Origin of the sequence: Antrihabitans stalactiti (assembly GCF_012932915.1) — a bacterium.
In the GTDB taxonomy this organism is placed as follows: Bacteria; Actinomycetota; Actinomycetes; order Mycobacteriales; family Mycobacteriaceae; genus Antrihabitans; species Antrihabitans stalactiti.
This window is the reverse complement of record NZ_VCQU01000015.1, coordinates 37,216-61,169: the sequence shown is the minus strand read 5'-3', so window position 1 is coordinate 61,169 and position 23,954 is coordinate 37,216. Positions and strand designations below refer to the sequence as shown.

Here is a 23,954-nt window from a genome sequence, read left to right as displayed (position 1 = left end):
GGCCACGGCGACCTCCGCCGAGTGCATAGTTTTGGTGGTTGAGCGGGCCTGTTTTGCCACCATTTCTATGCGCTCGACGTGGCCGTCTGCCGAGAGTGCGCTTGTTCAGCCTGTTTCGGCCGATTTTGCCTGCACAACTACACGCTCGATGAGACCCAGCCTGCGACATCGTCAGTGCCTCCGCAGGAGGTCCAGAGCAAAGTCTGCGTACTCGCGAGCCACCTGTTCTGGTGTGGACGGTCCGTCGATTCGAAACCATTGCGGCAATGATGTGCACATGGTCGAGATTGCGCGGCCGGCATCACGAGGATGGCGCGTGCTCAGGGCACCCGCGGCGATCGCGCTGGCGATCTCGTGATCGAGCATGTGCTGTAACTCGTTGCGGGACTTCGCAATTCGTGCACGGTTCGCCGGTTCCAGGCTGCGCATCTCACTCGCTCCGATGAAGGCCAGCTCACGCCGGTGCGTGTGATACAACGCGAGCGCCTCGACGATCAACGCAACACGCTCGATGCTCGACGCGCCCTCGTCGCGCGCAGCGCGGACCCGCCAATGCAACTCGTCCATGGTGAGGTCGAGGATGCGAACCAGGAGGTCCTGCTTGTCGCGGTAGTGGTGATACATGCCAGGCACACTCATATGCGCCTTGGTCGCGATAGATCGCATCGTGGCGCCGTGATATCCCGTCTCGACGAATCCTTCGATCGCCGCGGACAACACCGGGTCGACTGCCATCGGCAAAAACTCTCGCCACGATCCTGTTGCGCTGGGCTGCAATTCGTGATTTCTCGCAGGCGGTACGGACCGAGGATCGAGCAGCTGTGCGGCGGTAGTTTCCAGTGCGTGCGCCAGGATTTGAAGCCGCTCGACCGAGACACCGGTCTTGCCGTTCTCGATCGCACTCAACGTCGCCGGGCTGACGTCGATCCGACGAGCCAATTCGCGCAGCGACAACCCCGCAGCAAGACGCGCTGCCCTGATCGCTTCATGCACCGGCGTTCCCATGCTGAACCCTCTGTGTGTTCGGAATAGCTGAACACAAACAGTAGCAGAGGTTCGATGAATCATCTCCAAAACCTTCTATTACCTTTGACTCAGGGAGAGTCGTATGCAAAACTGGCCAGAACGCCTGTTCAGTACCGAGTGATCGTTCGGCCCGGAATTGTTCAGCCAGTTGCCCCGATCAATGATGGAGAGTGGCCCGTGCCGATCGACCTGACCTATGCGCCCGAGGTGAGTTCGTTGATCGAACGCACCCGCGCGTTCACCCGCGGCGTGGTGCTGCCGATCGAAGATCGCCACGGCGGCGACATTTCCGCCGCAGGCGGTGACGCACTGCGGATCGAGCTGCAAACCGCGGCAAAACAAGCCGGTGTGTTCGCACCACACGCGCCGCTCGAACTCGGCGGCCACGGCCTGAACATGTCCGACCGCGCCCCCGTCTTCGAAGAGGCCGGCTACTCGTTGTTCGGACCGACGGCGCTCAACATCGCCGCACCCGACGAAGGCAACGTTCACATGCTTGCCCACGTCGCCAACCCCGAGCAGAAGCAACAATTTCTCGCACCATTGGCTCACGGTGACGTCCGGTCGGCATTCGCCATGACCGAGCCCGCGCCTGGTGCAGGGTCCGACCCAGCGGCGCTGGCCACTCGTGCTTTGCCCACAGCAGGTGGCTGGGTGATCAATGGCAAGAAATGGTTCATCACCGGCGCCGACGGTGCCGGGTTCTTCATCATCATGGCCCGCACGTCCGGCGACGCCGGCCTACGCGGTGGCGCCACGATGTTCCTCACGCCCGCAGACACACCGGGACTGCGCGTCGGCCGCCACATCGGCACCCTGGACAAATCGATGATCGGCGGGCACTGCGAGGTGTTCTTCGACGACCTGTTCGTCCCCGAATCCGCGGTTCTCGGCGAAGTCGACCGCGGCTTCGAATACGCCCAGGTCCGCCTCGGACCGGCTCGCATGACCCACGTCATGCGCTGGCTCGGTGCCGCCAGGCGCGCACACGACGTCGCCGTCACACACGTTGCGCAACGTCAAGGCTTCGGCTCGACCCTCGGCGACCTCGGCATGATCCAGAAGATGGTCGCCGACAACGAAATCGACATCGCGGCAACGCGAGCACTGCTGGTCCGGGCGTGCTGGGAACTCGACCAGGGCCAACCGGCGTCGAATTCGACCGCGATCGCCAAAACCTATGGCGCCGAAGCGATCTTCCGCATCGTCGACCGCAGCGTGCAGATGTGCGGCGGACTCGGCGTCTCCGAAGATCTCCCCCTCGCCCGGCTCTCCCGTGAAGTCCGGCCGTTCCGCGTCTACGACGGACCGTCGGAAGTGCATCGCTGGGCGATCGCCAAACGCGTCGTCGGCGCAGCCAAACGGGCTCTGCGGGAGCCAGCCGAATGAGTCTGCCCGGCATGGACATTCCCGCGCTGCGCCGCTATCTCCTCGACACCGGAATCGCGGTATCGGGTGAGCTGCGCGTCGAGTTGATCAGCGGTGGTCGCTCGAACCTGACCTTCAAGGCCTATGACGATGTGTCCACCTGGGTTGTCCGTCGTCCACCAACCAGCGGTCTGACGCCGTCCGCCCACGACATGGCGCGCGAATACACCGTTGCACGCGGATTGCAGGGCACCCCGGTGCCAGTCGCGAAAACAGTCGCCTTCGACGCCGACGGTGTGGCCTTGGGAGCACCGATGACCGTTGTCGAATTCGTCGACGGTCAAGTCATCCGCGACCAAACCGACCTCGCCAGCCTGTCCGACGAGCAAGTCTCGGCAACAACCTCGACGCTCGTCGGCGTGCTCGCCGACCTGCACGCCGTCGACTACCACGCTGTTGGCCTCGACACCTTCGGCCGCCCTGAAGGCTTCCTGACCCGTCAGCTGAAACTCTGGGCAGGCCAATGGGATCGGGTGAAAACCCGCGAACTTCCCGACGTCACAGCCCTGCACACGGCGCTCACCGAGGCGCTCCCCCAGTCGTCGGACGCGTCGATCGTGCACGGCGATTTCCGCATCGACAACACCATCCTCGACAAGACCGATCCGACCGTCGTTCGCGCGGTCGTCGATTGGGAACTCTCGACGCTCGGCGACCCACTGACCGACGTCGCGCTCATGTGCGTCTACCGCGAACCGATATTCGACCTCGTCCTCGGCACACAGGCGGCCTGGACCAGTCCTCGCCTACCGTCTGCCGACACCCTCGCCCAGGCCTACGCCACAGCATCCGGCCGCGACCTCGGCGCATGGAACTTCTATCTCGGGCTCGCCAATTTCAAACTCGGCATCATCGGCGAAGGCATCACCCACCGCGCACTGCAAGGCTCCGACTCGGGCAGCGGTGCCGCCCGCGCCGCCGAAGCCACACCCGAATTCATGGCCGCCGGTTTGCGCGCTCTCGGAAAGGCATCCGCATGACCAAGTCCGCGCTCGTCACCGGCGCATCGCGAGGAATCGGGCTCGGCGTCGCGAAACGACTTGCCCAACTGGGATATTCGCTCACAGTAACCGCGCGCGATGCGGAGCGACTCGCAGCGGTCGCGGCGGAACTCACCGCCGACGGGGCACCCCAGGTCCTGGCCGTCGCAGGCGACCTGTCCGACCCCGCGCACCTCGAACACCTCACGACCGAACACCGAACCAACTTCGGATCGATGACTGCGCTGATCCTCAACGCCGGCGTCGGAACCGCTGGAAACATCGCGGACTATCCCCTGCGCCGATTCGACAAGACGTTCGCGGTGAATGTCCGAGCGCCGTTCCAATTGCTCCAGCAGTCACTGCCGCTGCTGCGTGCGGGCGCTGCGGAAGACCCTCACCGCGGCGCGAAAGTTGTTTCCCTCGCGTCGATTACAGGTGTCTTCGCAGAACGCGGACTCGCCGTCTACGGTGCAACAAAAGCTGCATTGATCTCGCTTACACAGACCCTCAACGCCGAGGAATCCGGCAACGGAATCAGCGCCACCACCATCGCGCCCGGCTACGTCGATACCGACATGAGCAAGTGGACCCAGGGCACGATCCCGCCCACCGAGATGCTCGAAGTCAACGACATCGTCGAAATCGTCGCAGCGATCCTGCAACTCTCCTCGCGCGCCGTCGTCCCGAACATCGTCATGACCCGAGCAGGCACTGACGGCTACGGCGCATGACCTGAGGATCGCCGTGAATCGCCCGCGCCGGGCAGCTAATCAAATCGGTTGGGCCAGTCCCGTGTCGAGTCGGTGCAGTGCCTCGTTTCGCTGTTCTTCACGAGCCACCAATGCGACCACCCACTTCCACGTGTTGTCGAAGGCCTCGCCGCGACCGTCGAACAGCCACAGCACTGTGTGGCCATCATCGGTAACTGGCCCATTCGTCCACACGACAACGACGGTCGCAGACTCGACGCCGACGGCGACGGGGATCAGAGCCTCTCTGGGCGGCATTTCATCGGGGGCACCGGCAGCGTAGAACTCGTCGAGGACGGCTGACGCGGTATCCCACAACTCGCCGTCCCCAAGGTCGCCCGCGCCGAGCAGCGTCACGTCCGACGTCATCGACGGCCAGCCGTTCGCACTGGCGAGCAGTTGACGATGCTGCGGATCCAAGAGCCTCCCGAGCCGCACCTCGGCACCCGACAGGGCGGATTCGTCGGCGGGCAGGTGTGGAGTCGTCAACAGCACGTCGACGTCCGTCTCCTGCCGACGGATCGACATGAGAGACCCGAGCAATTCACTCCAGTCGTGCGCATCGACATTCATATGATCACTGCTCTTTCCATAGCGGGATTATGGCACGTGATTCGTTGCAGCAGTTCGCAATCAGTGAGTTTCGGCGACGTTCCCACGATGTCGAGCGCGCTAGCGCTAGCACTCGCGGCGGCTCCTTGGAACGTTGCGCGGTTTCTCGCTTCACGATGGATAGAGTGCCCCGCGCCGCCACCTCGCAAACGCGACAAAAGTCCGGCGAAGACCAACAAGTCGATCCCACACTGGCGGAGATTCAGCGTGGAGTCGCCGCTGCCAGGGGACTTTGATGGATGAGGGGCACAACTGAATTGCATTTCACTGGAAGCGAATTGGCCGGGTCCAGTGCGTTGCGCACTAATTGCAGAACGTTTTCGTCGTAGACGATCGTGGTGTGATCTGCCAGGTCGGTTGGACATACATCTTGGAGGACGATGTTCGACACGTTCGGCCCAGCGGGCAACTGCGACTCGGCGACCTGAACGGCCAAGTCGTACCGCGACGCTATCGTGGTGTATCCGACGCCGGTTCGCGTCCAACCCCCGAGACTTGCTTCTTCGACAAACTTCGAGCCCGCCGTGCCGTCGCCCATCGAGGGGGCGAACGTGCCGATACCCTGCGCAATCGGCGGGTTCGCAGCGATCCACGTCAGAAGTCCGTAGGCGCTCGCACCGTTCGTGGTCGGCGCGATTCCGACCCACGTTCCCACGCGATCGGAACCATCCAACCGGTTCAGGTAATAGAGCGACACAAGACCGCCTTCCGAGTGACCGACGATATCGACCTCTTGTGCTCCGGTAGCTGCGAGTACGTGATCCACGAATGCACCGATCTCTGCCGCGGAATCTCGCATCGGTCCGATCTGATGAATCGGGAGTCCCTCGACCTCGCCGTAGTTCAATCCGAACACGCAGTATCCCGCCGCCTTCAACTGTGGCCCGAACAGCGACCAGTTGACGTAGACGCTCTCGAGAAACCCATTGACCAGCACCACTGGCCGCGGATGGGCGGCACTCGGCACGCATCCGAAATCATTGAGTCCGATAGGAATTGCCGTTGGATTCGACAGCGAATAGGCGTACGCCGACCACCAGTTGCTTTGCGCCGGACCGACGGGAGAAGCCTGTGGTTCAGCTTTGGCCGCAACGGGTCCGAGAAGCAGCGCACACGCGCATGTCAAGCAGGCAATCTTCGCACGCATCGTAGGCCGCACGTCCTCCATAACTCCATCCTGACCCGGGGCAGTCGTCGTTGGCTGAAAATGGCACACAATCGACGCTGCCGTGCTGGGGCTCTCCCGCTGTCCTACTCACTCGGTCGAGGGAACAGCCAGAGCCACAGTCAATTCCAAGATCGTTTGTGGCGATTCGAGTCGGTCACCGTACAGCTCGCGTATTTGGGTCATGCGGTACCGCACGGTCTGAGCGTGCACGAACAGGTCTGCAGCAACTTTGTCGCGTTGCCCCTGATGCAGCAGCCACGACCGCAGCGTTTCGACGAGGCGCTCAGCGGTGGCAGGACGCAACTCCGCGAGCGGCGCGAGGACCTGGCTGCGAAGGTCAGCGAGTGCCTCTGAGTCTGCGCGGACAACCAGTTCGGCCAGGTGAGAATCGGTATCGACGGCCTGGTTGTTGTCTGGTTGCAACTCGCGGCCCCGCAGCACCCGACGGTAGGACGACGCCGCCTGCATCCAGTCCCGCGCTGGACCGACCACTGCACGCATCCCAGCAACAACCCGCATCAGCTCCGGTCGATCGTGTGCGCCGACATCCGGGACGAGTAGCAGTGCGACGGCTTCGGATGCGTCGATGCCCGGCAGGTCCTCGACCACCTGCAACGTCTCCGGACCGAACCGTGACGCCACATTTCGAGCCTGAGCCGCAGGCAGCAGGATGGCCGTCAGCGTTGTGGGCGGTGGCCAGCCCGCGCGCTCGGCGCTCGCCTGTAGGACCTCGGACGTCTCGCCCGCGAGAATGTTCTGACTCAACTTGTCGAGATAGCGCTGGCGGACGCGACCCGACGTCGCAAGTTCGTCTGCGTGGCCAGACAAGCTCGCCGCAGAGAGTTCGTCGATGAACGCGAACACCAACTCCGCAAATTTGGCGATGGTCGCGGCAGGTAGGTCAGCGTCGACAGCCGTCGCAGACATTTCTCGCCACGACACTCGCGCGCCCACGCGATAGGCCGACAACAGTGCATCCATCGACCGACCATCGCGCGCTTCGCCGCGACCTAGTTGATAGGCGCCCTCGACGGCAGGGGCAAGCGTCGCATTGGAATCGGAATGCTCGGGGCGCGCGACCCAATGCAGGAACGTGCCCAGCGCCAATCGGACGGCATTCTGGATGGTCTCACCCATCCGCCCCGCGAACGCGCCCGCATAGCTCGGCACCTCGATTGTGACCGCGGCCACCGTTTGCTCGGCAACATGGGGCAATCTCGCGCGCAATGCGTCGACGATCACACTGTCGAGGTCGATTTCGGCGACTCGGCGGAAGCCCAGGTCAGGCCCTTGTTCTGGCATTAGTTTGTTCCTAACGAACAATATTACCGACGTGTTTCACGCCTGATGGACAAGAGTTTATCCCTCAGGGCGGGAGAGAGTTGCTCTATGACAACAACGCTGCACAGGCCGTCAGCACTAGGCGCACTGCGTAACCGCGTCGTCAAGTTCGCCGAGTCGGTCACCACACCGCTGGTCCCTGCGGACTACCTCGACATCATCGACCCACTGCGGTCGGGCGCCGGTTTGCGCGGCCGCATCGTGTCGATCCATCCGGAGACCCCAGACGCGGTGACCATCGTGATAAAGCCGGGCCGCGACTGGCGCACCCACGTACCCGGGCAATACATTCGCGTAGGCGTCGATGTCGACGGTGTTCGCCAATGGCGGGCATACTCCCTGACCTCGAGGACCGACCGCGCCGACCGTTGCATCGCGATCACCGTCAAAGCGATACCGGACGGCAAGGTCAGCAACTATCTGGTCCGGCGAGCAACGCCCGGGACCATCGTCCAACTCGACCACGCCGCAGGTGAATTCACCTTCGGCGCCGACGCCCCGCGCAAGATCCTGTTCCTCACCGCGGGCAGCGGCATCACCCCGGTCATGGGCATGCTGCGCAACATGGTCGGCCAGCCTGCAGACGTCGTCGTCGTGCACTCGGCTCCGACGTCGAAGGACGTCATCTTTTCCGGCGAGCTGCGGTTACTCGCACGCAACGGCCGAATTCGGTTGGTAGAGAAACACACCGACACCGACGGCATACTCGAAGTCGCCGACCTCGAAAGTATCGTCGGCGACTTCGCCGACCGCGAAACCTGGGCGTGCGGGCCGACCGGCCTGCTCGACGCTGTCGAACGGCATTGGTCCGACGCGGGTATCGCCGACAAGCTGCACACCGAACGGTTCCGGCCGACCATCGTGACAGCAGGCGAAGGCGGCACGGTCACCTTCGCCAAATCCAACACCGTCCTCGACACCGAGGGCTCTCAAACCTTGCTCGACGCAGGCGAAGCCGCCGGCGTCTTGATGCCATCCGGTTGCCGGATGGGCATCTGTTTCGGATGCGTTGCCCCACTACGAGAAGGCGCCGTTCGCGATCTCCGCAACGGCGACATCACCACTGCCGCACCAGGTGACGGCGTGCTGATCCAAACGTGTGTCTCCGCAGCAGCGGGCTCATGCGACATCGACTTGTAAGGAACTCGAACATGACAACTTTGCAGAAGAAAGAAAACAGCCCCATCGCTCACCTGAGCGACGAAGACATCGAGAACCTCGGCAACGAGCTGGATGTGATTCGCCAGCACATCATTTCGAGCCGCGGTGAACGCGACGCCGAATACATCCGCACGGTCATCGAGTTCCAGCGCAAGCTCGAACTCGGCAGTCGTGGCGTCCTGCTGTTCTCACTGTTCCCACCCGCATGGCTGCTCGGCACGGCGGGGCTGTCGATCGCGAAGATCATCGAGAACATGGAAATCGGTCACAACGTGATGCACGGCCAGTGGGACTGGATGCGCGATCCGGCCATCCACTCGACCACCTGGGAGTGGGACAACGCGTCACCGTCCGACATGTGGAAGCACTCGCACAACGAACTGCACCACACGTACACAAACGTGATCGGCAAGGACAACGACCTCGGCTACGGCATCATGCGAGTCGACGAAGACCAGCGCTGGATGCCGTTCTACCTCGCCCAGCCGTTGTGGAACTTCATCAACGCATGCTTCTTCGAATACGGCATCGCTGCCTACGATCTCGAGATCGGCAAGTACCTTGCGGGCCGAAAGGACAAGGCCGAGTTCCGAAGTGCAGGTAAGAACGTGCTCCGCAAGATCGGCAAGCAGATGAAGAAGGACTACCTGCTGCACCCGTTGCTGTCGGGCCCTTCGGCTCCCACCACCCTGCTCGCGAATATGACCGCCAACCTGGTCCGCAACCTGTGGACGCACTCCGTCATCATGTGCGGGCACTTCCCCGAAGGCGTCGAGACGTTCGAAAAGAAGTCCATCGACGGCGAAACGCGTGGCGAGTGGTACTTACGACAGATGCTCGGTTCGGCGAACATCGACGGCAGTAGGCTGATGCACTTCATGACCGGCAACCTGTCCTTCCAGATCGAGCATCACCTGTTCCCGGACCTGCCGAGCAATCGGTACCAGGAAATCGCGCCGAAGGTGCGTGAGCTCTTCGAGCGCAACGACCTCACCTACACCAGCGGTTCCCTTGTCCAGCAGGTCGGTTCGGCCTGGAAGAAGGTGTTCCGACTCTCCTTGCCCAATGGTTTCCTGCGCAAGGCGACGACAGCCGTCAACCCGGGCACGTACACGCAGCTGATCTTCGGCTCACCCACCGTCGATGAGCCGTCGGCAGCAGCCTGACGACCGCTTGCACAGCGTCTTCAGGTGCCACTGACCTCATCGTTGTCGAGTTCGCCGAAGTGGCCTCGCATCGCGTCGATCAGGGCGAGGAAGACGCTGTGCGCTGTCTCCAGATCGTCGTCGGAGAAATCCGCAAGCGCCTGACGGGTGCGCACACCGAGCGGAGCGAAGAAGCCTCGCGCCACTTCCATGCCGTGCTCGGCATAGCGGAGGATCACCTTGCGACGATCCGCGGGGTCCGACTCGCGGCGGATGTGGCCGGACACGATCATCCGCTCCACCAGGTACGTGATGGCTGCCGACGACGTGCCGAGTAACCGAGCCAGGTCGCCCGCTGTGAGTGGTCGGCCTTCCACGTCAGCGACCATGATGTGCATGAGGGCTCGAAAGTCGTTGGCACGTAACTCATGTTGCCCGGCAAAGAACAGTCCGATCTGATCGGAGACAGCCGCCATCGCACGAACGTCCGCCGAAATCTCTGATTCGAGCCTCTCGCGCACAGCCGGGCCTCCTTCTGATCCGGCTTAGAGCGTATCGCCGACTCTAGAATTATATTTCAGTTGCTTAATAATTAAGTTAATGAGATTGTTTATGGATGGTCAGCCGCACCTCGCCGTGGGATGTCTACGCAAACGCTCTGACGGGCCGTCGGTCCTGGCTCGCGCTCGTCGGCCTACTCCTGCTGTCCGGCGCACTGATGGGTTTTGTCGGAGAGAACGACTCTGCAAGCCAATCCCCCAAATCCTTGCCCACGTCCGCCGACGCGTCCCGAGTCGAAGACCTTGCGGCCGAGTTTCCCAATTCCGATGTCACACAGGCAATTCTTGTCGTGACCAGGCACGACGGCGGCGAGCTCACCGATACCGATACGGCGGCAGCAACAGCTGCACGCGACAACATGCGTGCCGTCAACCGCTCGGTGTCCCCCGCCGCAGACCCGCCGATTCCGTTGACCATCGCACCGGACAAGAAGGCGGCCATCGGTATCGTGGCCGTCGATTCGACCTTGTCCGGATTCACCCTCAACGATCTGGTGACGGAGCTGAGGCAGGCGGCCACCCGCGACGCGCCAGCGGACCTGCTCGTGCAGGTGACCGGCGGACCTGCGTTCGGCGCCGACATTGCAAACTCGTTCTCGGGTGCGAACACGACGTTGCTCGCCGTCACCGGACTGGTTGTCGCGCTGCTGCTGATCGCCACCTACCGCTCCCCCGTCCTCTGGCTGGTACCGCTTGCCGTTGTCGGCATCGCGGATCGGGTCGCGACCTCCGTAGGGACAGGACTGTCCGAACTCACCGGACTCAGCTTCGACGGTTCGACCTCCGGAATAACCAGCGTTCTCGTCTTCGGCGCGGGCACGAACTATGCGCTCCTGCTTGTGTCGAGGTACCGCGAAGAACTCGGGCGCGAAGAGGACCACCGAGTCGCGCTGCGACGCGCCGTCAGGCAGGCCGGCCCCGCGATCCTGGCGAGTAACGCGACCGTCGTTCTCGCCCTGCTCATCCTGTTGCTCGGCACACTTCCGAGCACTCGGAGCCTCGGTGCGTTTGCGGCCGCGGGCTTGATCGTCGCCGTCGTCTTCGTCCTCGTCGGACTTCCTCCCGCACTCTCCCTATGCGGCAAAAAGTTGTTCTGGCCGTTCATTCCTCGCGTCGGTGATCGCGACGCAGCGACCGACGGTGCGTGGTTTCGAGTCGCTTCTGCCGTGTCGCGACATCCAGCGCGTGTCGCCGTGACCGCCCTGGTCGGCCTGGCGGTATGTGCGGCCGGGCTGATCGGCACCGACGTCGGCCTCTCCCAGACCGAACAATTCCGCGTCGCCGCCGAATCGGTTGATGGCTTCGACGCGCTCGCAGCGCATTTCCCAGCGGGTCAGTCGGATCCGACGATCGTCATCGCCCCGACGTCTGCGACCGACGCCGTACAGCAGGTGCTGAACAACACCGACGGAGTCGTAACCGCTTCTCCGAGTGGCAAATCCGACACCGGCCTCACCCGTTGGTCCGTCGTCACCGACTCCGCACCAGGATCAGCAGACGCATTCGGCGTCATCGACACGATCCGGTCTGGCTTGTCGCCGATTCCGGACACCCTCGTCGGTGGCAGTGACGCAAAAGCTCTCGACACACAGGACGCCGCCGGGCGGGATCGAATTCTGTTGATTCCGTTGATACTCATGGTTGTCCTCGCTGTCCTCGTGCTCCTGCTTCGTGCGGTCGCCGCGCCGCTCGTACTGATCGGGACGACGGTCCTCAGCGCGCTCGCCGCGCTCGGCATCGGCAGCTGGGTGAGTCTGCACGTCTTCGGATTTCCCGCGCTCGACACCAACGTCCCGCTCTTCGCGTTCCTCTTCCTCGTCGCGCTCGGGGTCGACTACACGATCTTCCTCGTGACCCGTGCCCGCGAGGAGACGCCCGAGCACGGAACTCGCTCCGGCATTGTCCGCGCCGTCGCGGCAACGGGCGGCGTGATCACCAGTGCCGGCATCGTCCTGGCCGCCGTGTTCTGCGTCCTCGGCATCCTGCCACTGATCACCCTCACCCAGCTGGGAATTGTTGTGGGCCTCGGTATTTTGCTCGACACCTTCGTCGTCCGCACACTGGTGATCCCCGCCCTCTTCACCCTCGTCGGCCCGCGCATCTGGTGGCCGAACCGCATCGACCGTTAAAGCCTTGGCGGGCTACATATGCCCGCCGCTCCTATCACCGTCAGGACGCGGGGATCAGCGGCAATTCAATTGCAGAGCCGGTGGGACCGCCTAGCTCGATGGTGTAGACGCCCGTAGCGAGCTTGGCCTGGTCAGGGAAGGTGGGCAGGAGGTGCGGGGTGTCGGCGGTCGAAAGCGTGACGCGGATGCTGTGTCCGGGCGCGATCGTCGCATAGGTCGGAAAGATGTCGATGTCGTAGCGAGTGCTTTCACCAGGAATGACGGGCGTGGCAACGCTGCGGCTGTACGTGTGGCCTGATTTGAATATCTGCCCGTCACTGTCGGTCCACGTTGTCGCGGGATCGATCGCGCGCAGCGACCCCAACAGCGCGCCTTGGGTCAACGGGGTGATAGTTCCGTCTGGCGCGACGTCGTCGACTCGGCCGATCCACGCTGTTTCGGTAGTGGTGGCCTTGGCGAAGACTGTGGCCGCGATCGGGCCGGCAATGGTTTGCGCCTGTGTCAGCGGGGCAGTCGTGTACGTCAGCCGGTCGAGACCTGCTTGGCCGACGATGTCCGTGTTCACGCACGGCACGCTGGAGGCGAAGAATCCCGTCAACCAACTCGGGATGCCACCGCTCCACTGATCGGTGCTCGGTGTGCAGGGATTGCTCACGGGCGTCCATGCCAGCGTGTCGTCGCCGACCTCGGCGGGAGTGGTCGTCAGAGATCCGCTGTTCCCGAACTGGGTTCCGCGTTCGGCGCGAGCGTTGTTGAAGTAGTACCGAGTCGGCTTGGCGTCCGGGAACGGGTAGATGGCGTGTTGGCCGTAGGACGATGTACCAATATCGGAGTAGTGCAATGGTGTTGGCGTGTCCGCCATTCCGGTGTCCTTGCCTTTGAGCCAGGTGTCGAACCATCGGAGCATAAGAGGATCGAAGTCCTGCAGGGTGGCCGTTGCCGCATGGGCGTACGGGCCCATCAGTAGTTGGTAACGCCCAGTTACGCGCTGAGCCGGTGTCATGGGTGCGTCGACTGGTCGCCCGGAGTAGGCGTTCTGCAGTCCGGTATACAGCAGCGGCTGGCCACGCTGAAAGAGGTCGTACTGGCTGCCGACGATGTAGGCAGGGATATCGCTAGAGACGATGTTGGCCAGTACGTTGCGCGGGTTGCGGGCCTGCCAGAAGTCGTCGTTGTACACGACATTCGGATCGCCTTGCAATCCTCGTCGAATAGAGTCGACCTGAAAGTCAGCGACATTCCCGAGGCGTTTCGTCCAGAGGTCGAAATCGGCCGGCAAATTTGTCGGGTTGAGTAGCGCACCGAGAACCGGGCCCGCGATATTCAGTGCGCCGGTCGCCCCGGCGAATATCAGGTCGAACTCGAGGTCGATGAGCCCACCCATGGTGACCGTGTCTTTGTACAGATCGTGGGCGGGTAGGACTGGGAAGATGGCTTTGAGCGGGCTGTCTTTTGGTGCCGCGCCCGCGGTGATCAGCTGGATGATGCCCATCGCCGACGCTCCGTAGAGCCCGACCTTCCCATTCGAGCCGGGGAGCGTCGATGCCCAGTCGACGAGTGCCATCCCGTCTGTCGCTTGAACGGGGTCGAACATGCCGTAGACGCCTTGCGAATGACCTGTCCCGCGAACGTCTGCGACGACACTGATGTAGCCACGCTGGACCATGTAGTCGTTCGGCCCGATTGCCCCGAGCGACAAGGTGTTGGCGTTACCTAACGGTTCCGGAGTGCCGTCGTCCGAGGACAGTCCCAGCGCGCCGGAGATCCTGTTGACGAGATCGAGATTGGACTTTCCGTAGGGAGTTTGCATCAAGACGACCGGGAACTGGCCTGGTGCCTGCTGACCGGTCACGTCGGTCGGGTAGTACACGTCTGCGCGAAGCACCGTCCCATCGCTCATGGTGATCGAAGCGTCTGCATTCGCTCCGACACCATAGGAGGCGGTCTCGGGTTCCCAAGAATGACCGGGTGCAGCACTAGCCGCCATTACGTCGGCGGGAACAACCGAGTCGGACACCGTGTAGCCCGGTAACGCGGATACCGGACCCGGCGCAACAGCCAAGGCAACGACGGTGGCGAGCACAAGCGACCGGCGAGCACGCCTTGCGCGGGTGACGAACGAACGCTTCCGCTCGATCCTCATGAGACCAGAAGATCGTTGTCTTCGCTTGACTGACGCGAGTTGCATCGCTTTGCACTCCATCTCGGCGCAGTCGCCGGTTCACCTGCGCGTAGGCACAGCCGTCTCATTTTGAACCGCGCCGGGTCGACAGGCCACAGTAGAAGACGCGTAGACGCACGCGTATAGTTGTCTCGCAGCAGTCACAACACTGGCTCACCAATCTCGCAATACTTGTTAATGCCGCGGCTGATAGTCGCAAGACGACATCTCTTCGAGACTTACGAATTTTTATATGCGAGTGGATATTTCATTGTTAGTTCGCTCCACGACCTTCCCGCATGCGCGGTCGGACGTCAGGTTGCTTGCGTACCCGTCAGGGTGTTCGGGGCAAGTGAGTGAAGTCGGCCCGCCTATTCGCGTTGCGAGCACGACGTGACAACTGGTGGACGCCGACTCGCACATCCAGCACCCAGAGATGGGATTGCCCCCGCCTTGGATTGTGGGGGATGGGACGACCGCACATGGGCTGGGCCGATACTCCCTCCACCGTCAGTTTCGGCCGAACATGAGCACCATGAGTCTTTCGAAGAATTGGGACCGTTTCGCGGAATTGGGGAACATGGTCGGTTCACGAGTCAATGCGAACCGAGTCGTGAGGATCGTGTGTGTGTCGCAATATTTTCGGATGCCCTGCTTGCCGTGCCGTCCGCCAAGCCCGGATTCACGTGCGCCGGCGAAAGGAGCCTCCTGGGCGAGGTAGCTCATGATCGCGTCGTTGATCCAGGTGTTGCCCGCTGCGAGCCGGCGAGCGAGGCGTTTCCCTTTGCCGATGTCGCGGGTGAAGATGCTCGAGCCGAGGCCGTAGGGGCTATCGTTCGCGAGCCGGATGGCCTCTTCGTCGTTGTGCACCTTCATGATCGGCAGCAACGGTCCGAACGTCTCCTCGGTCATGCAGTCCATGGTGTGATCCACATCGACCAGAACGGTTGGTTCGAAAAAGCGGCCTGGACCTGGCAAGCGACGACCTCCGACAACTATCTGCGCGCCTTTGGACACGGCGTCGCTGACGTGAGCCTCGATGATGTCGAGCTGGGGTGGGAAGGTGATCGCGCCGACGTCTACCGACCCGTAGTCAGCTGGCACGCCTTGGCGTAGAGCGGTGACTTTGTCGATGACCTTAGCGACGAACTCGTCGTAGACCGGTTCTTCGACGTATACACGCTCGATTGCCATGCAGATTTGACCTGCATTGCGCATCGACCATTCGACGGCCACATTGGCAGCGCGTTCGACGTTGGCATCGGCAAGAACGATCATCGGGTCCTTACCGCCTAGCTCGACCGAACACGGGATCAGCCGTTCGCCGCATTTCGCTGCTATTCGGCGCCCGGTCCGTGTGGACCCGGTGAACTGGATCATGTCCGCGTTGTCGACGAGCGCCGCTCCGGTCTCCCCTGCCCCGGTCGCCACGAGCAGAACATCTTCGGGAAACCCCACCTTCAGCGCGCCATGGATCACGAATTCTACTGCTAGCGGAGCGATTTCGCTTGGCTTGATCACGACTGAGTTACCGGCCATCAGAGCTGGCAGCGCGTCGCCGATGCTCAAGGTCAGCGGATAGTTCCACGGTGCGATGACACCGACGACACCGAGGGGGCGGTGTCGTACGACGACCTTCTTGCCGAGCACGAGCGGCGAGTGGGTGCGCGGAGATACGTCGCGGAGGTAATTGCTGGCGTTCTTCGCCCAGAAGCCCATCGAGTCGGCGAGATAGAACAACTCGGCAAGGAGTGCGTCCTCGCGGGTTTTGCCGTTCTCCGCGACGACAATGTCGACTATGCGCTCACGTTCGGCTACGAACCACTTGCGGAGCGCGCGAACGAGTTTGGCGCGTTCGGCGAACCCGATTGCTTCCCAAAGGGGTTGAGCGGCGCGCGCACGATCGACAAGGTGCGCAACTTGTTCGGCGGTCATGTTGGCGACGGTCCCAATGATCGCGCCGGTTGCCGGGTTGTCTACTTGGATCGTCTGGATGCGAGCGACGCTTGTGTCGGAGGCGGCGGTCATCGTGCGCCGACCTCCGACACGCGTCCAGCCTTGACGGGTGCCGTGGCGAGGTCCGCGCGGACGAAGTCGGCGCATCGCTCACCGATCATGATTGCGGTCGCGTTGGTATTGCCTCGGATGATCGTCGGCATAACCGAGGCGTCGGCGATTCGAAGGTTCGGGACGCCGTGCACGCGCAACTGCGGATCGACGACACCGTCTGTGGGACTGCCGATTCGGGCCGTGCACGACGGATGGTAGGTGTGCTGGACGGTACTGCGAATCCAGGCGGCGATGTCGGCACGGGACTGCACCGCCGCTCCGGGGGTGATCTCGGCACCCAGGACTCCGCGGGCGGGGGCGCTTGCGGCGATGCGGCGGGCGAGTTCGACGGCGTCGATCATTTCCTCCATTTCCGAGTCTCGGCCGAGCATGTTGTAGGTGACGGCGGGTTTGCGGGTCGGGTCGCTGGTGCGGATGCGTACTCGTCCGCGACTACTCGGGGCGATGTAGGACATGGCGATGGTCGCGGCCGGGGTATCCCAGGCCATGGCCCCGTGGTTGTAGAAGAACGCTGGGGCGAACAGGATTTGAAAGTTGGGTGCGGCCAGTGCGGAGTCTGAGCGGATGTGTCCCCCAGTTTCTGCGACATTGCTCGCGAGTTTGCCGCGACGATGCAGCAGCCAGTTCTTCAGGTGCCGGGGGTCTTCGGCGTCGAAGAGTCCGACATGTCCGTTGCTGAGTTCGTAGGTCAAATAGACCAACGGGTGTTCCATAAGGTGCTCGCCGACGGCAGGCAGATCCACGATAGGTTCCACCCCGACCGAACGAAGGTGCTCGGCCGGACCGATGCCCGAATGCTGCAGCAACGCAGGGGTATTGAAAGCACCAGCTGCAAGAATGACCTCCCGACTCGCGGTGATTCGTTCGACGTTGCCTTTGTCGTCGGCGACTTCGACACCGGTCGCTCGGCCATTGTCGAGGAGAATCTTGTGTACGAGCGTGTTTGTGCGGATCGTCAGGTTCCGACGCCGCGCCCGCAGGTAGGCCTCGCGCGCACTGAACCGAATACCCCTACGTTGAGTGACCTGAAACTGCCCGACACCGTCTTGGCTGGCGCCGTTGAAGTCGTTGTTTTCGGGAATATTCAAGGCGTCGGCCGCGGCATCGACGAGGGCAACGCTGACCGGATCGACATCGCGGACGCGGGTCACGTTCAAAGGACCTGTTTTGCCGTGGAATTGGTCGTGAATGTGCTCGTTGCGTTCGGCCCGCACGAAATAGGGCAGGACGTCGTTGTAAGACCAGCCGTCGGCACCGTTCGCAGCCCACGTGTCGTAGTCGAGGCGGTTACCGCGGATGTAGATCATCGCGTTCATCGAGCTGCAGCCGCCGAGCATTTTGCCGCGTGGGGAGAAGATGCGGCGTCCGTTGAGATGAGGTTCGGGCTCGGACCAGTAGTCCCAATCAAGCTTGCTGTGAAACTGTTTCGCAAAAGCCAAGGGGGCTTTCACTTCAAGCTTGCGGTTGGACCCGCCAGCCTCAATCAGCAACACGCGGGCCGATCGGTCTTCACTCAGACGCGCAGCGACCGCACACCCACCTGAGCCTGCGCCGATCACGATGTAGTCGTAATTTCTGGACATTCGGAGCTCCCTCGAGTACTCGAAACGAATTGATGTGGCGTATGCGGATTTACGCTGAGCCGCTCAGCGGTCGGCTGGGGACAGCGAAGCAATCGGCTGAGCAACCTCGATGCCGTCGAAAGCGATGTCGATCGGCGGACCGAATCGAAACTCGTAGTCTTCCAACGCGAATGTGCGTGACGCGTGCCAGGCTTCACGGGCGGAGGTGGGCCGAATGTAGGTGGTATCGCCGTGGTGATCGTAGTAATAGCTGTTCGCGGTTGCGCAATTGCCGATCGCCCAAACTGAGTGCGACATGCGTTCTCTTGCGAACTCGGTCCACCGATCAGCGGCGTCCTCGCGTACCTCTACGACCGTTGCGTTCCGGCGGTGGCCCTCCTTGATCACCCGAACTATGTGATTTGACGCCGTCTCGACCAAGTCGTGCCAGGTTCCGCCGACCCAGCCGTAGGGCCCGAATATCGTGAAATAGTTGGGCAATCCGGGCATCGAGACGCTTTCGTAGGACCGCGCACGATGCTCGGAGTAGAAGGTGGCGAGGTCGAAACCGGCGCGGCCGCGCACAGGAGTTCGTCGATATGCCTCGGGGTCGGTCGCTGTCCGGAAACCTGTTGCGAGGATGAGCACATCGACGTCTCGCTCGATGCCGACGACTGTCTCGACACCGCCGCGTGTAATGCGACCGATCGGATCCGTGACCAGTTCCACGTTCGGCCGGTTGAATGTCTGTAGATAGGTGTTCGACGTCGCGGGCCTCTTGCAGCCAAAGTCGTAGTCAGGCGTGAGCTTTCGGCGGGTCACCGCGTCACGAACCTGCAGGCGGTACCAGATGTCGCGAAGCGCGCGGGTCGTACCGTGATTGACCGCCGCCAGCGTTTCGTGATTCACGGCGACGCCGATCAGGAGAACCTCCATCATTCGCGCAGCAGCATTGCGGACCAGCTTTTGTACGGGCGGAACAGCTTTGAACAAAACCGACGCTAATTCCGGTGTGCCGATGTCAGGCTTGGGCGTCACCCAAATCGGCGTGCGCTGATAGACATCCAGGCGCGCGACCTCGTGGGCAATCTCAGGGATGATCTGCACAGCGCTGGCACCCGTGCCGATGATCGCGACCTTCTTGCCTGCGAGTCCGACACGATGGTCCCAAGATGTCGAATACAGAATCGTGCCCTCGAAGTCGCCGAGCCCGTCGATGGCAGGTGGTTTCGGCTCGATGAACGGTCCGATGGCGCTGATCACGAACCGGGCCGTCACGGGTCGGTCCGCGATTGTCAGGCGCCACAGGCTCTGATCGTCGTCCCAAACACGAGCGGTGACCTCGCTGTTCAATTTCACAAGCCGCCGGATGTCGTAGCGGTCGGCACAATCGTCCACATAGGACTTCACCTCGGCGCCCTTGGCGAACACACGTGACCAGTCCGGCTTCAACGCGTAGGAGAACTGATACCCCTGCGCGGGGACGTCGACTCCGACACCGGGATAGGTGTTGTCGCGCCAAGTTCCGCCGATGTCGGATGCGCGCTCGAACAGAGCGATGTCGCGAATTCCGGCGCGCCGCAGTGCGATTGCGGCGCCGATGCCGCTGATTCCGGCACCGATGATCGCCACTTCGTAGTCGGGCTGCTCGGGTTGATCGGTTGTGCTTGTCGCAGTCACGCGCTCTCCGTCCTGGGGTCGTTCGGGACGACAGTAGGCCGACGAATCAAGTTTGTCGATACAGATCGACAAATCAGTCTCGTTGACACCACACCCTGGATTCCTTAGATTCGCACCATGAAGCTCGCCAGATCCGGCACGTTCCAATGACAATCTGGAGGCTGGCCACCCGTGTCCTCGACTCCGCGCGGCTCCTTCGCGGGCTGACAGGCCGGCACCAGTCCGAACGAGGACTGCAGCCAGGCGAAGCAACAATCGTGATTGGCAAGAACAAGAAGCCCGTCGGAGTGTTCTGCGATGCCGGCGGCAGATTGCACGCTGTTACTGCAATATGCACACACTTGGACTGGGAGCTCGAATTCGATCCGGGATCGCAAGCCTGGGCCTGCCCCCGCCACGGAGCTAGGTTCGCGACCGACGGTGCAGTGCTCTCGGGCCCCGCCAGAATTCCCCTGACAGTGACCGCCATACCCGAGCAATTACGCGAGACGCGGTCTCCTAGGCCCTCCGCGGGGTAGGGCCGTCGACCGGACGCCAGCTATCGGCACAAGGGCGAGTTCTGCGTGTCGCTTCTCGAGGCGATGAACCCGGCGGCGTCATCCAACGCCGCGCGACTTTCTGGCATTTCGGGAAACAGCGCCGTGAAAGCATGGATCTGCCGTGTCCAGACGCGAAGCGTGCACGATACTCCCGCGGCTGCGAGATTCGCGGCCATGACTTCGGCATCGACGAAGAGGACCTCCGAGTCGACGGCAACCAGCAGGACCGGCGGCAATGCGGACAGATCGCCAGTCGTCGGAGCCAGCACTCGATCATGCACGCGAGGTTCGTACCCACCGATCCCGCTCACGGCGGCAAGCAATTTCGCCGGCAGGTAGGCGTCTGTGGCCCGGTTCGGATGTGCGAGTTTCGTCGCACAATCGAGGTCGAGCCATGGAGAGAATCCGATCAACCCCGCCGGCCCGGCCAACCCGACTTCGCGGGCCGCGAGTGCCGCGGCGAACACGAGGAATCCCCCGGCCGAATCACCGGCAAACACCACGGACGCCGGATCAGTTCCTCGGTCGAGCAGCCAGCGATACGCCGTGACGCAGTCGTCGATCGAACCCTTGATATTTGTCTTCGGCAGCTGACGGTAGGCGATGTGCATGACTGGCAACCCGGTCCGACGAGCGAGCGCCGCGACGACCCGGCGGTGCGAGTTGAGTCCTCCGGTGAGGAACGCGCCGCCATGGAAGTACAGCACTGCCCCAGACGTCAGGTCCGATTTCGCGGTCGCGGCCCGAACTACTTCGGCGTCGAAACCAGGAAGGCGCACGTTTTCGACGGTTACTCCGGAAGGGGGCGGCAGCACCTTAGCCGTTGCCTCGACGACGGTCGCGAGAACGACAGGCCATCCGGTCACTGGGATTCGTTGCAGCACAGGCCGAATCACACCGCGGAAGATTCCGTAGACCACTTGCGATTGCAAACTTGGCGCATTCACGCTAAACCACCCTCTCTCATGACATCGAGACTAATCGACATATTCGTCTCGTTGACATGCACCGTCTTCAGGCCTAAGTTCACGGCATGCCAATGATCAGAGAACCAATCCGTTGCGAGGACGAAGGATTCTTCGGCCCCGATTCCATCTCCTGGCGCATCAGCGGCCCGACGATCTTTCCGGGCGTCGTGGGCACTGGCGCATACTTCTTCTTGAATCCCTGGCTTGCGAACATCGGAGTCTCGAATTCAACGGGCGCAACCGACCCGTGGAAGCGCATCGTGTTGACTGCGGAGTACATGTTCGCCATCTACTTCGGCGACCGTGCGACCGCCCAACACGCGGCCGATCTCGTCAACACGATGCACGACCACGTAACCGGGACATGGGGCCCAACCGGCGATCGCGTCCACTGCGCGTCCGAGCCTCGCAATTTGATGTGGCTGCTCATTCCCTATGGCCAAGCCGCACTGGACGCCTACGACGCATACGGGCCGCGGCGCCTAACCCCCGAAGAACGGGACCGTTACTGGCGCGAGGAGTCGACAATCGTCGGCGACCTCAACAGGATCCCGCGTGAAATGATGCCGAAGAGCCAAGCCGAAGTTGACGAGTACCTGGAGGCCGAGCGCGCAAATCTGGCATTGACCGAAGCCGGCCTCTATGTCAACAACGTATTCGCACCGCGACCGACAACTGGCCTACTGCCCGCGCTGATGGCATTGCCGATGCGGATCGCGCTCTCGACCGGCCTCGCAATCACGCCGAACTACCTAGTGAGACTGTATGGAATGGTGCCCTACCCAACAGCAGTCAAAGCCGCGATCAGGATGACACATCGTCCGCTCTTCGCCGCACTCGCAGCCACACCGGGGGTGCGTGACGCCATTCCACTGTCCGTGAGCCCGCCGGTTCGCACTCTCGTGCGGCGAGCCCGGGTCGCCGCACGGACCGGACTCTACGACGCGGCGCCCATCGATCGCTCAGCACCGACAGTGGAGGCCGAGCGAGTCGCGCTTTGACGGTAGTCGCGATCCGGCTTCGCGAAAGGCACGCAAACTCGCAGTGCGTGACAAAGATACGGTATTGTCCCAGCATCGGGACGGGTCGGTCACAGATCAGTCCTGCGTAGTTTCGAATACGTCCAATTGCGAACGGGGGGTGCAGCCGTGGCCGAGTCACGCTCCGTCGACAAGTCCGCGGCAACCTCGACTCAGGACAGCTCGGAAGAAGTCACCGCGCGAATTCTCGCCGCCGCGCAACAAGAGTTCGAGCTCGTCGGGATTCGCCGCAGCAGCATGAGCGACGTCGCTAGGCGGGCAGGCATCTCTCGAGCAGCGGTATATCGCCGATACCCGGGCAAAGACTCCCTGGTCCAGGCGGTCGCGGGGCGCGAGATGTTGGCGGTGCTGGCAAGAGTCGCGGCCGCAGTTGCTGCCGCGCCCGATGCCGCAGGCACGGTGGTGCAGCTCGCCGTCGCCAGCGCCCGCGAGCTGCGCGCGAACCCGCTCCTCGGCAAGCTGATGGAGACAGAGCCTGAGGAGCTCTACAACTACGCCGCGACCGGCGGCGGCGCCTCACTGGCCGTTGGCCGGATGTTCCTCGTGCAATACCTGCAATCTCTCCACGATCGCAATCTTCTCCTGCCAGAAGCCGACCTATCCGTGGCAGCCGAGATCATGATCCGACTTGCGGCGACCCAACTGCTCATCCCGGACGGACTGATCCCTTTCCGCGACGACGCGGCTGTCGCCGAGTTCGCGCGGCGATACTTCGTACCCATCGTCGTTGGAGGAGCTCGCCCGGCCGGCTGAAGTCATGATCGCGCGGCTAATATGCGCGTGACATTCTTTGCATAGCAACAGATTCGGGCGAATCTTTCCGTCGACGGTAATCTGCCTCTTCAACGTGCGCGAACTAGGTTTTACTCGCCAGCCACCGAAGTTCCGGCGACCCCTTGCGATCCCCTTCGATTCATCCGGTGAAATTCGCCGCTGTCAGTCCGAGACGTTTGGACAAATATGTCTCGGTGTTGACATGTCGGCGCTCGGAGCTTAGGTTGACTGAATACCGCAGGCCAGTCATTGAAGGCCAATCAGTTTCTTCGTCAATTCAATGATCGTGGCCAAGTCCGTCGGCACACATGACAACCCAGAATTCTCACGGGGTCGAGCAGAGAGAACGACAGATGGTAGAGATTCGGACAACCGGGATCATCGAGCGATCGGCGGCAGACGTTTTCGCTTACATTGCCGACTATCGCCGCATGCACGAGTGGGTGTTCGGCATAACCACCGTCGAACCAGTCGGCGACTCCGACTACGGCCCCGATGCCGTCTTCGAAGGCTCGGTCGACCTAGGTCCAAAGACTCTCAGCTCCACAGCCCGCATCAGCGATTGGGAACAGGACCGCCGCATCGGCTTGGATTCGCTATCCGGATTCGAGTTCACCGCGACGATGCAACTCGAACCAGTAACACCCGATAGAACCGCGCTCGACTTCGTGCTTCTCTACGCCACGTCAGGCGGGGCCGCTGTGAAGGCATTCGCCCGAACCATCGAACCGCTTCTCGCCCTTGCCGCCCGTGTCACGACATCTAAATTGTGCGACGCGTGCCTGGAGGCGGCACAAGCCGACGAAACTCCGCCGCACTCGGCAACTCCGTAACCCGCACTGTCCGAGAGCATTCGAA

20 protein-coding genes are annotated in these 23,954 nt (G+C 62.4%); 10 read left to right on the top strand and 10 right to left on the bottom strand.

Annotated elements, in window-relative coordinates:
- Window positions 1–171: 171 nt before the first annotated feature.
- Entirely contained in the window at window positions 172–1,005 is an 834-nt protein-coding gene (locus tag FGL95_RS29865; protein WP_169594263.1) for a TetR-type transcription factor C-terminal domain-containing protein, read from the bottom strand.
- 198 nt (window positions 1,006–1,203) lie between these two features.
- On the opposite strand from FGL95_RS29865, the gene FGL95_RS29860 reads away from it, so the two are divergent.
- From FGL95_RS29860 to FGL95_RS29850, 3 genes are read left to right on the top strand one after another with little or no spacing between them, the layout of a single operon-like run.
- The gene (locus FGL95_RS29860) at window positions 1,204–2,415 is read left to right on the top strand and encodes an acyl-CoA dehydrogenase family protein (RefSeq protein WP_169594261.1); all 1,212 of its coding nucleotides are present in this window, start codon (window positions 1,204–1,206) and stop codon (window positions 2,413–2,415) included.
- The gene (locus FGL95_RS29855) at window positions 2,412–3,434 is read left to right on the top strand and encodes a phosphotransferase family protein (RefSeq protein WP_240963411.1); all 1,023 of its coding nucleotides are present in this window, start codon (window positions 2,412–2,414) and stop codon (window positions 3,432–3,434) included. The genes FGL95_RS29860 and FGL95_RS29855 overlap by 4 nt, the downstream gene beginning before the upstream one ends.
- Complete coding sequence (locus FGL95_RS29850; protein ID WP_169594260.1) at window positions 3,431–4,168, top strand: SDR family NAD(P)-dependent oxidoreductase; 738 nt, start codon at window positions 3,431–3,433, stop codon at window positions 4,166–4,168. Before FGL95_RS29855 ends, FGL95_RS29850 begins: the two co-directional genes overlap by 4 nt.
- Window positions 4,169–4,207: 39 nt before the next feature.
- On the opposite strand, the gene FGL95_RS29845 is transcribed toward FGL95_RS29850, so the two are convergent.
- The 3 genes from FGL95_RS29845 to FGL95_RS29835 all read right to left on the bottom strand — a co-directional run bounded on the left by FGL95_RS29845 (window position 4,208) and on the right by FGL95_RS29835 (window position 7,268).
- Window positions 4,208–4,759: a hypothetical protein gene (locus FGL95_RS29845; protein ID WP_169594258.1), complete on the bottom strand. Its 552-nt coding sequence runs from the start codon at window positions 4,757–4,759 to the stop codon at window positions 4,208–4,210.
- A 241-nt stretch (window positions 4,760–5,000) separates the two neighbouring features.
- The gene (locus tag FGL95_RS29840) at window positions 5,001–5,966 is read right to left on the bottom strand and encodes a lipase family alpha/beta hydrolase (protein WP_169594256.1); all 966 of its coding nucleotides are present in this window, start codon (window positions 5,964–5,966) and stop codon (window positions 5,001–5,003) included.
- An 87-nt stretch (window positions 5,967–6,053) separates the two neighbouring features.
- Window positions 6,054–7,268: a PucR family transcriptional regulator gene (locus FGL95_RS29835; protein WP_169594254.1), complete on the bottom strand. Its 1,215-nt coding sequence runs from the start codon at window positions 7,266–7,268 to the stop codon at window positions 6,054–6,056.
- 87 nt (window positions 7,269–7,355) lie between these two features.
- Here FGL95_RS29835 and FGL95_RS29830 point away from each other — a divergent pair, with 87 nt between their 5' ends.
- Together FGL95_RS29830 and FGL95_RS29825 are read left to right on the top strand one after the other, a co-directional pair.
- A complete protein-coding gene (locus tag FGL95_RS29830) occupies window positions 7,356–8,447 on the top strand; it encodes a ferredoxin reductase (RefSeq protein WP_169594252.1) in 1,092 nt (363 codons plus the stop codon).
- Between the two features lie 11 nt (window positions 8,448–8,458).
- A complete protein-coding gene (locus FGL95_RS29825; protein ID WP_169594250.1) occupies window positions 8,459–9,634 on the top strand; it encodes a fatty acid desaturase family protein in 1,176 nt (391 codons plus the stop codon).
- Between the two features lie 20 nt (window positions 9,635–9,654).
- Here the strand turns inward: FGL95_RS29825 and FGL95_RS29820 are convergent, their stop codons facing one another.
- Window positions 9,655–10,089 carry a MarR family winged helix-turn-helix transcriptional regulator gene (locus FGL95_RS29820; RefSeq protein ID WP_169594352.1) on the bottom strand — a complete coding sequence of 145 codons (435 nt, stop codon included), beginning with the start codon at window positions 10,087–10,089 and terminating at the stop codon, window positions 9,655–9,657.
- Window positions 10,090–10,229: 140 nt separating this feature from the next.
- On the opposite strand from FGL95_RS29820, the gene FGL95_RS29815 reads away from it, so the two are divergent.
- Complete coding sequence (locus FGL95_RS29815; RefSeq protein ID WP_169594249.1) at window positions 10,230–12,302, top strand: MMPL family transporter; 2,073 nt, start codon at window positions 10,230–10,232, stop codon at window positions 12,300–12,302.
- A gap of 40 nt (window positions 12,303–12,342) precedes the next feature.
- Here the strand turns inward: FGL95_RS29815 and FGL95_RS29810 are convergent, their stop codons facing one another.
- The 4 genes from FGL95_RS29810 to FGL95_RS29795 form a co-directional block, all read right to left on the bottom strand.
- Window positions 12,343–14,445, bottom strand: coding sequence for a CocE/NonD family hydrolase (locus tag FGL95_RS29810; protein WP_169594247.1), 2,103 nt, complete (start codon window positions 14,443–14,445; stop codon window positions 12,343–12,345).
- Between the two features lie 528 nt (window positions 14,446–14,973).
- A complete protein-coding gene (locus tag FGL95_RS29805) occupies window positions 14,974–16,491 on the bottom strand; it encodes an aldehyde dehydrogenase family protein (protein WP_169594245.1) in 1,518 nt (505 codons plus the stop codon).
- A complete protein-coding gene (locus FGL95_RS29800; protein WP_169594243.1) occupies window positions 16,488–18,116 on the bottom strand; it encodes a GMC family oxidoreductase in 1,629 nt (542 codons plus the stop codon). The genes FGL95_RS29805 and FGL95_RS29800 overlap by 4 nt, the downstream gene beginning before the upstream one ends.
- Window positions 18,117–18,179: 63 nt before the next feature.
- Window positions 18,180–19,775, bottom strand: a complete 1,596-nt coding sequence (locus FGL95_RS29795; RefSeq protein WP_338080092.1) for a flavin-containing monooxygenase — start codon at window positions 19,773–19,775, stop codon at window positions 18,180–18,182.
- Between the two features lie 146 nt (window positions 19,776–19,921).
- Here FGL95_RS29795 and FGL95_RS33215 point away from each other — a divergent pair, with 146 nt between their 5' ends.
- A complete protein-coding gene (locus FGL95_RS33215; RefSeq protein WP_169594241.1) occupies window positions 19,922–20,293 on the top strand; it encodes a Rieske 2Fe-2S domain-containing protein in 372 nt (123 codons plus the stop codon).
- 20 nt (window positions 20,294–20,313) lie between these two features.
- Here the strand turns inward: FGL95_RS33215 and FGL95_RS29785 are convergent, their stop codons facing one another.
- The gene (locus tag FGL95_RS29785; protein ID WP_169594239.1) at window positions 20,314–21,261 is read right to left on the bottom strand and encodes an alpha/beta hydrolase fold domain-containing protein; all 948 of its coding nucleotides are present in this window, start codon (window positions 21,259–21,261) and stop codon (window positions 20,314–20,316) included.
- 86 nt (window positions 21,262–21,347) lie between these two features.
- On the opposite strand from FGL95_RS29785, the gene FGL95_RS29780 reads away from it, so the two are divergent.
- The 3 genes from FGL95_RS29780 (at window position 21,348) to FGL95_RS29770 (ending at window position 23,929) form a co-directional block, all read left to right on the top strand.
- The gene (locus FGL95_RS29780; protein ID WP_169594237.1) at window positions 21,348–22,283 is read left to right on the top strand and encodes an oxygenase MpaB family protein; all 936 of its coding nucleotides are present in this window, start codon (window positions 21,348–21,350) and stop codon (window positions 22,281–22,283) included.
- A 147-nt stretch (window positions 22,284–22,430) separates the two neighbouring features.
- Window positions 22,431–23,075 (top strand): TetR family transcriptional regulator, encoded by a 645-nt coding sequence (locus tag FGL95_RS29775; RefSeq protein WP_169594235.1) that lies wholly within the window; start codon window positions 22,431–22,433, stop codon window positions 23,073–23,075.
- A gap of 374 nt (window positions 23,076–23,449) precedes the next feature.
- Entirely contained in the window at window positions 23,450–23,929 is a 480-nt protein-coding gene (locus FGL95_RS29770) for an SRPBCC family protein (protein ID WP_169594234.1), read from the top strand.
- Window positions 23,930–23,954 lie beyond the last annotated feature (25 nt).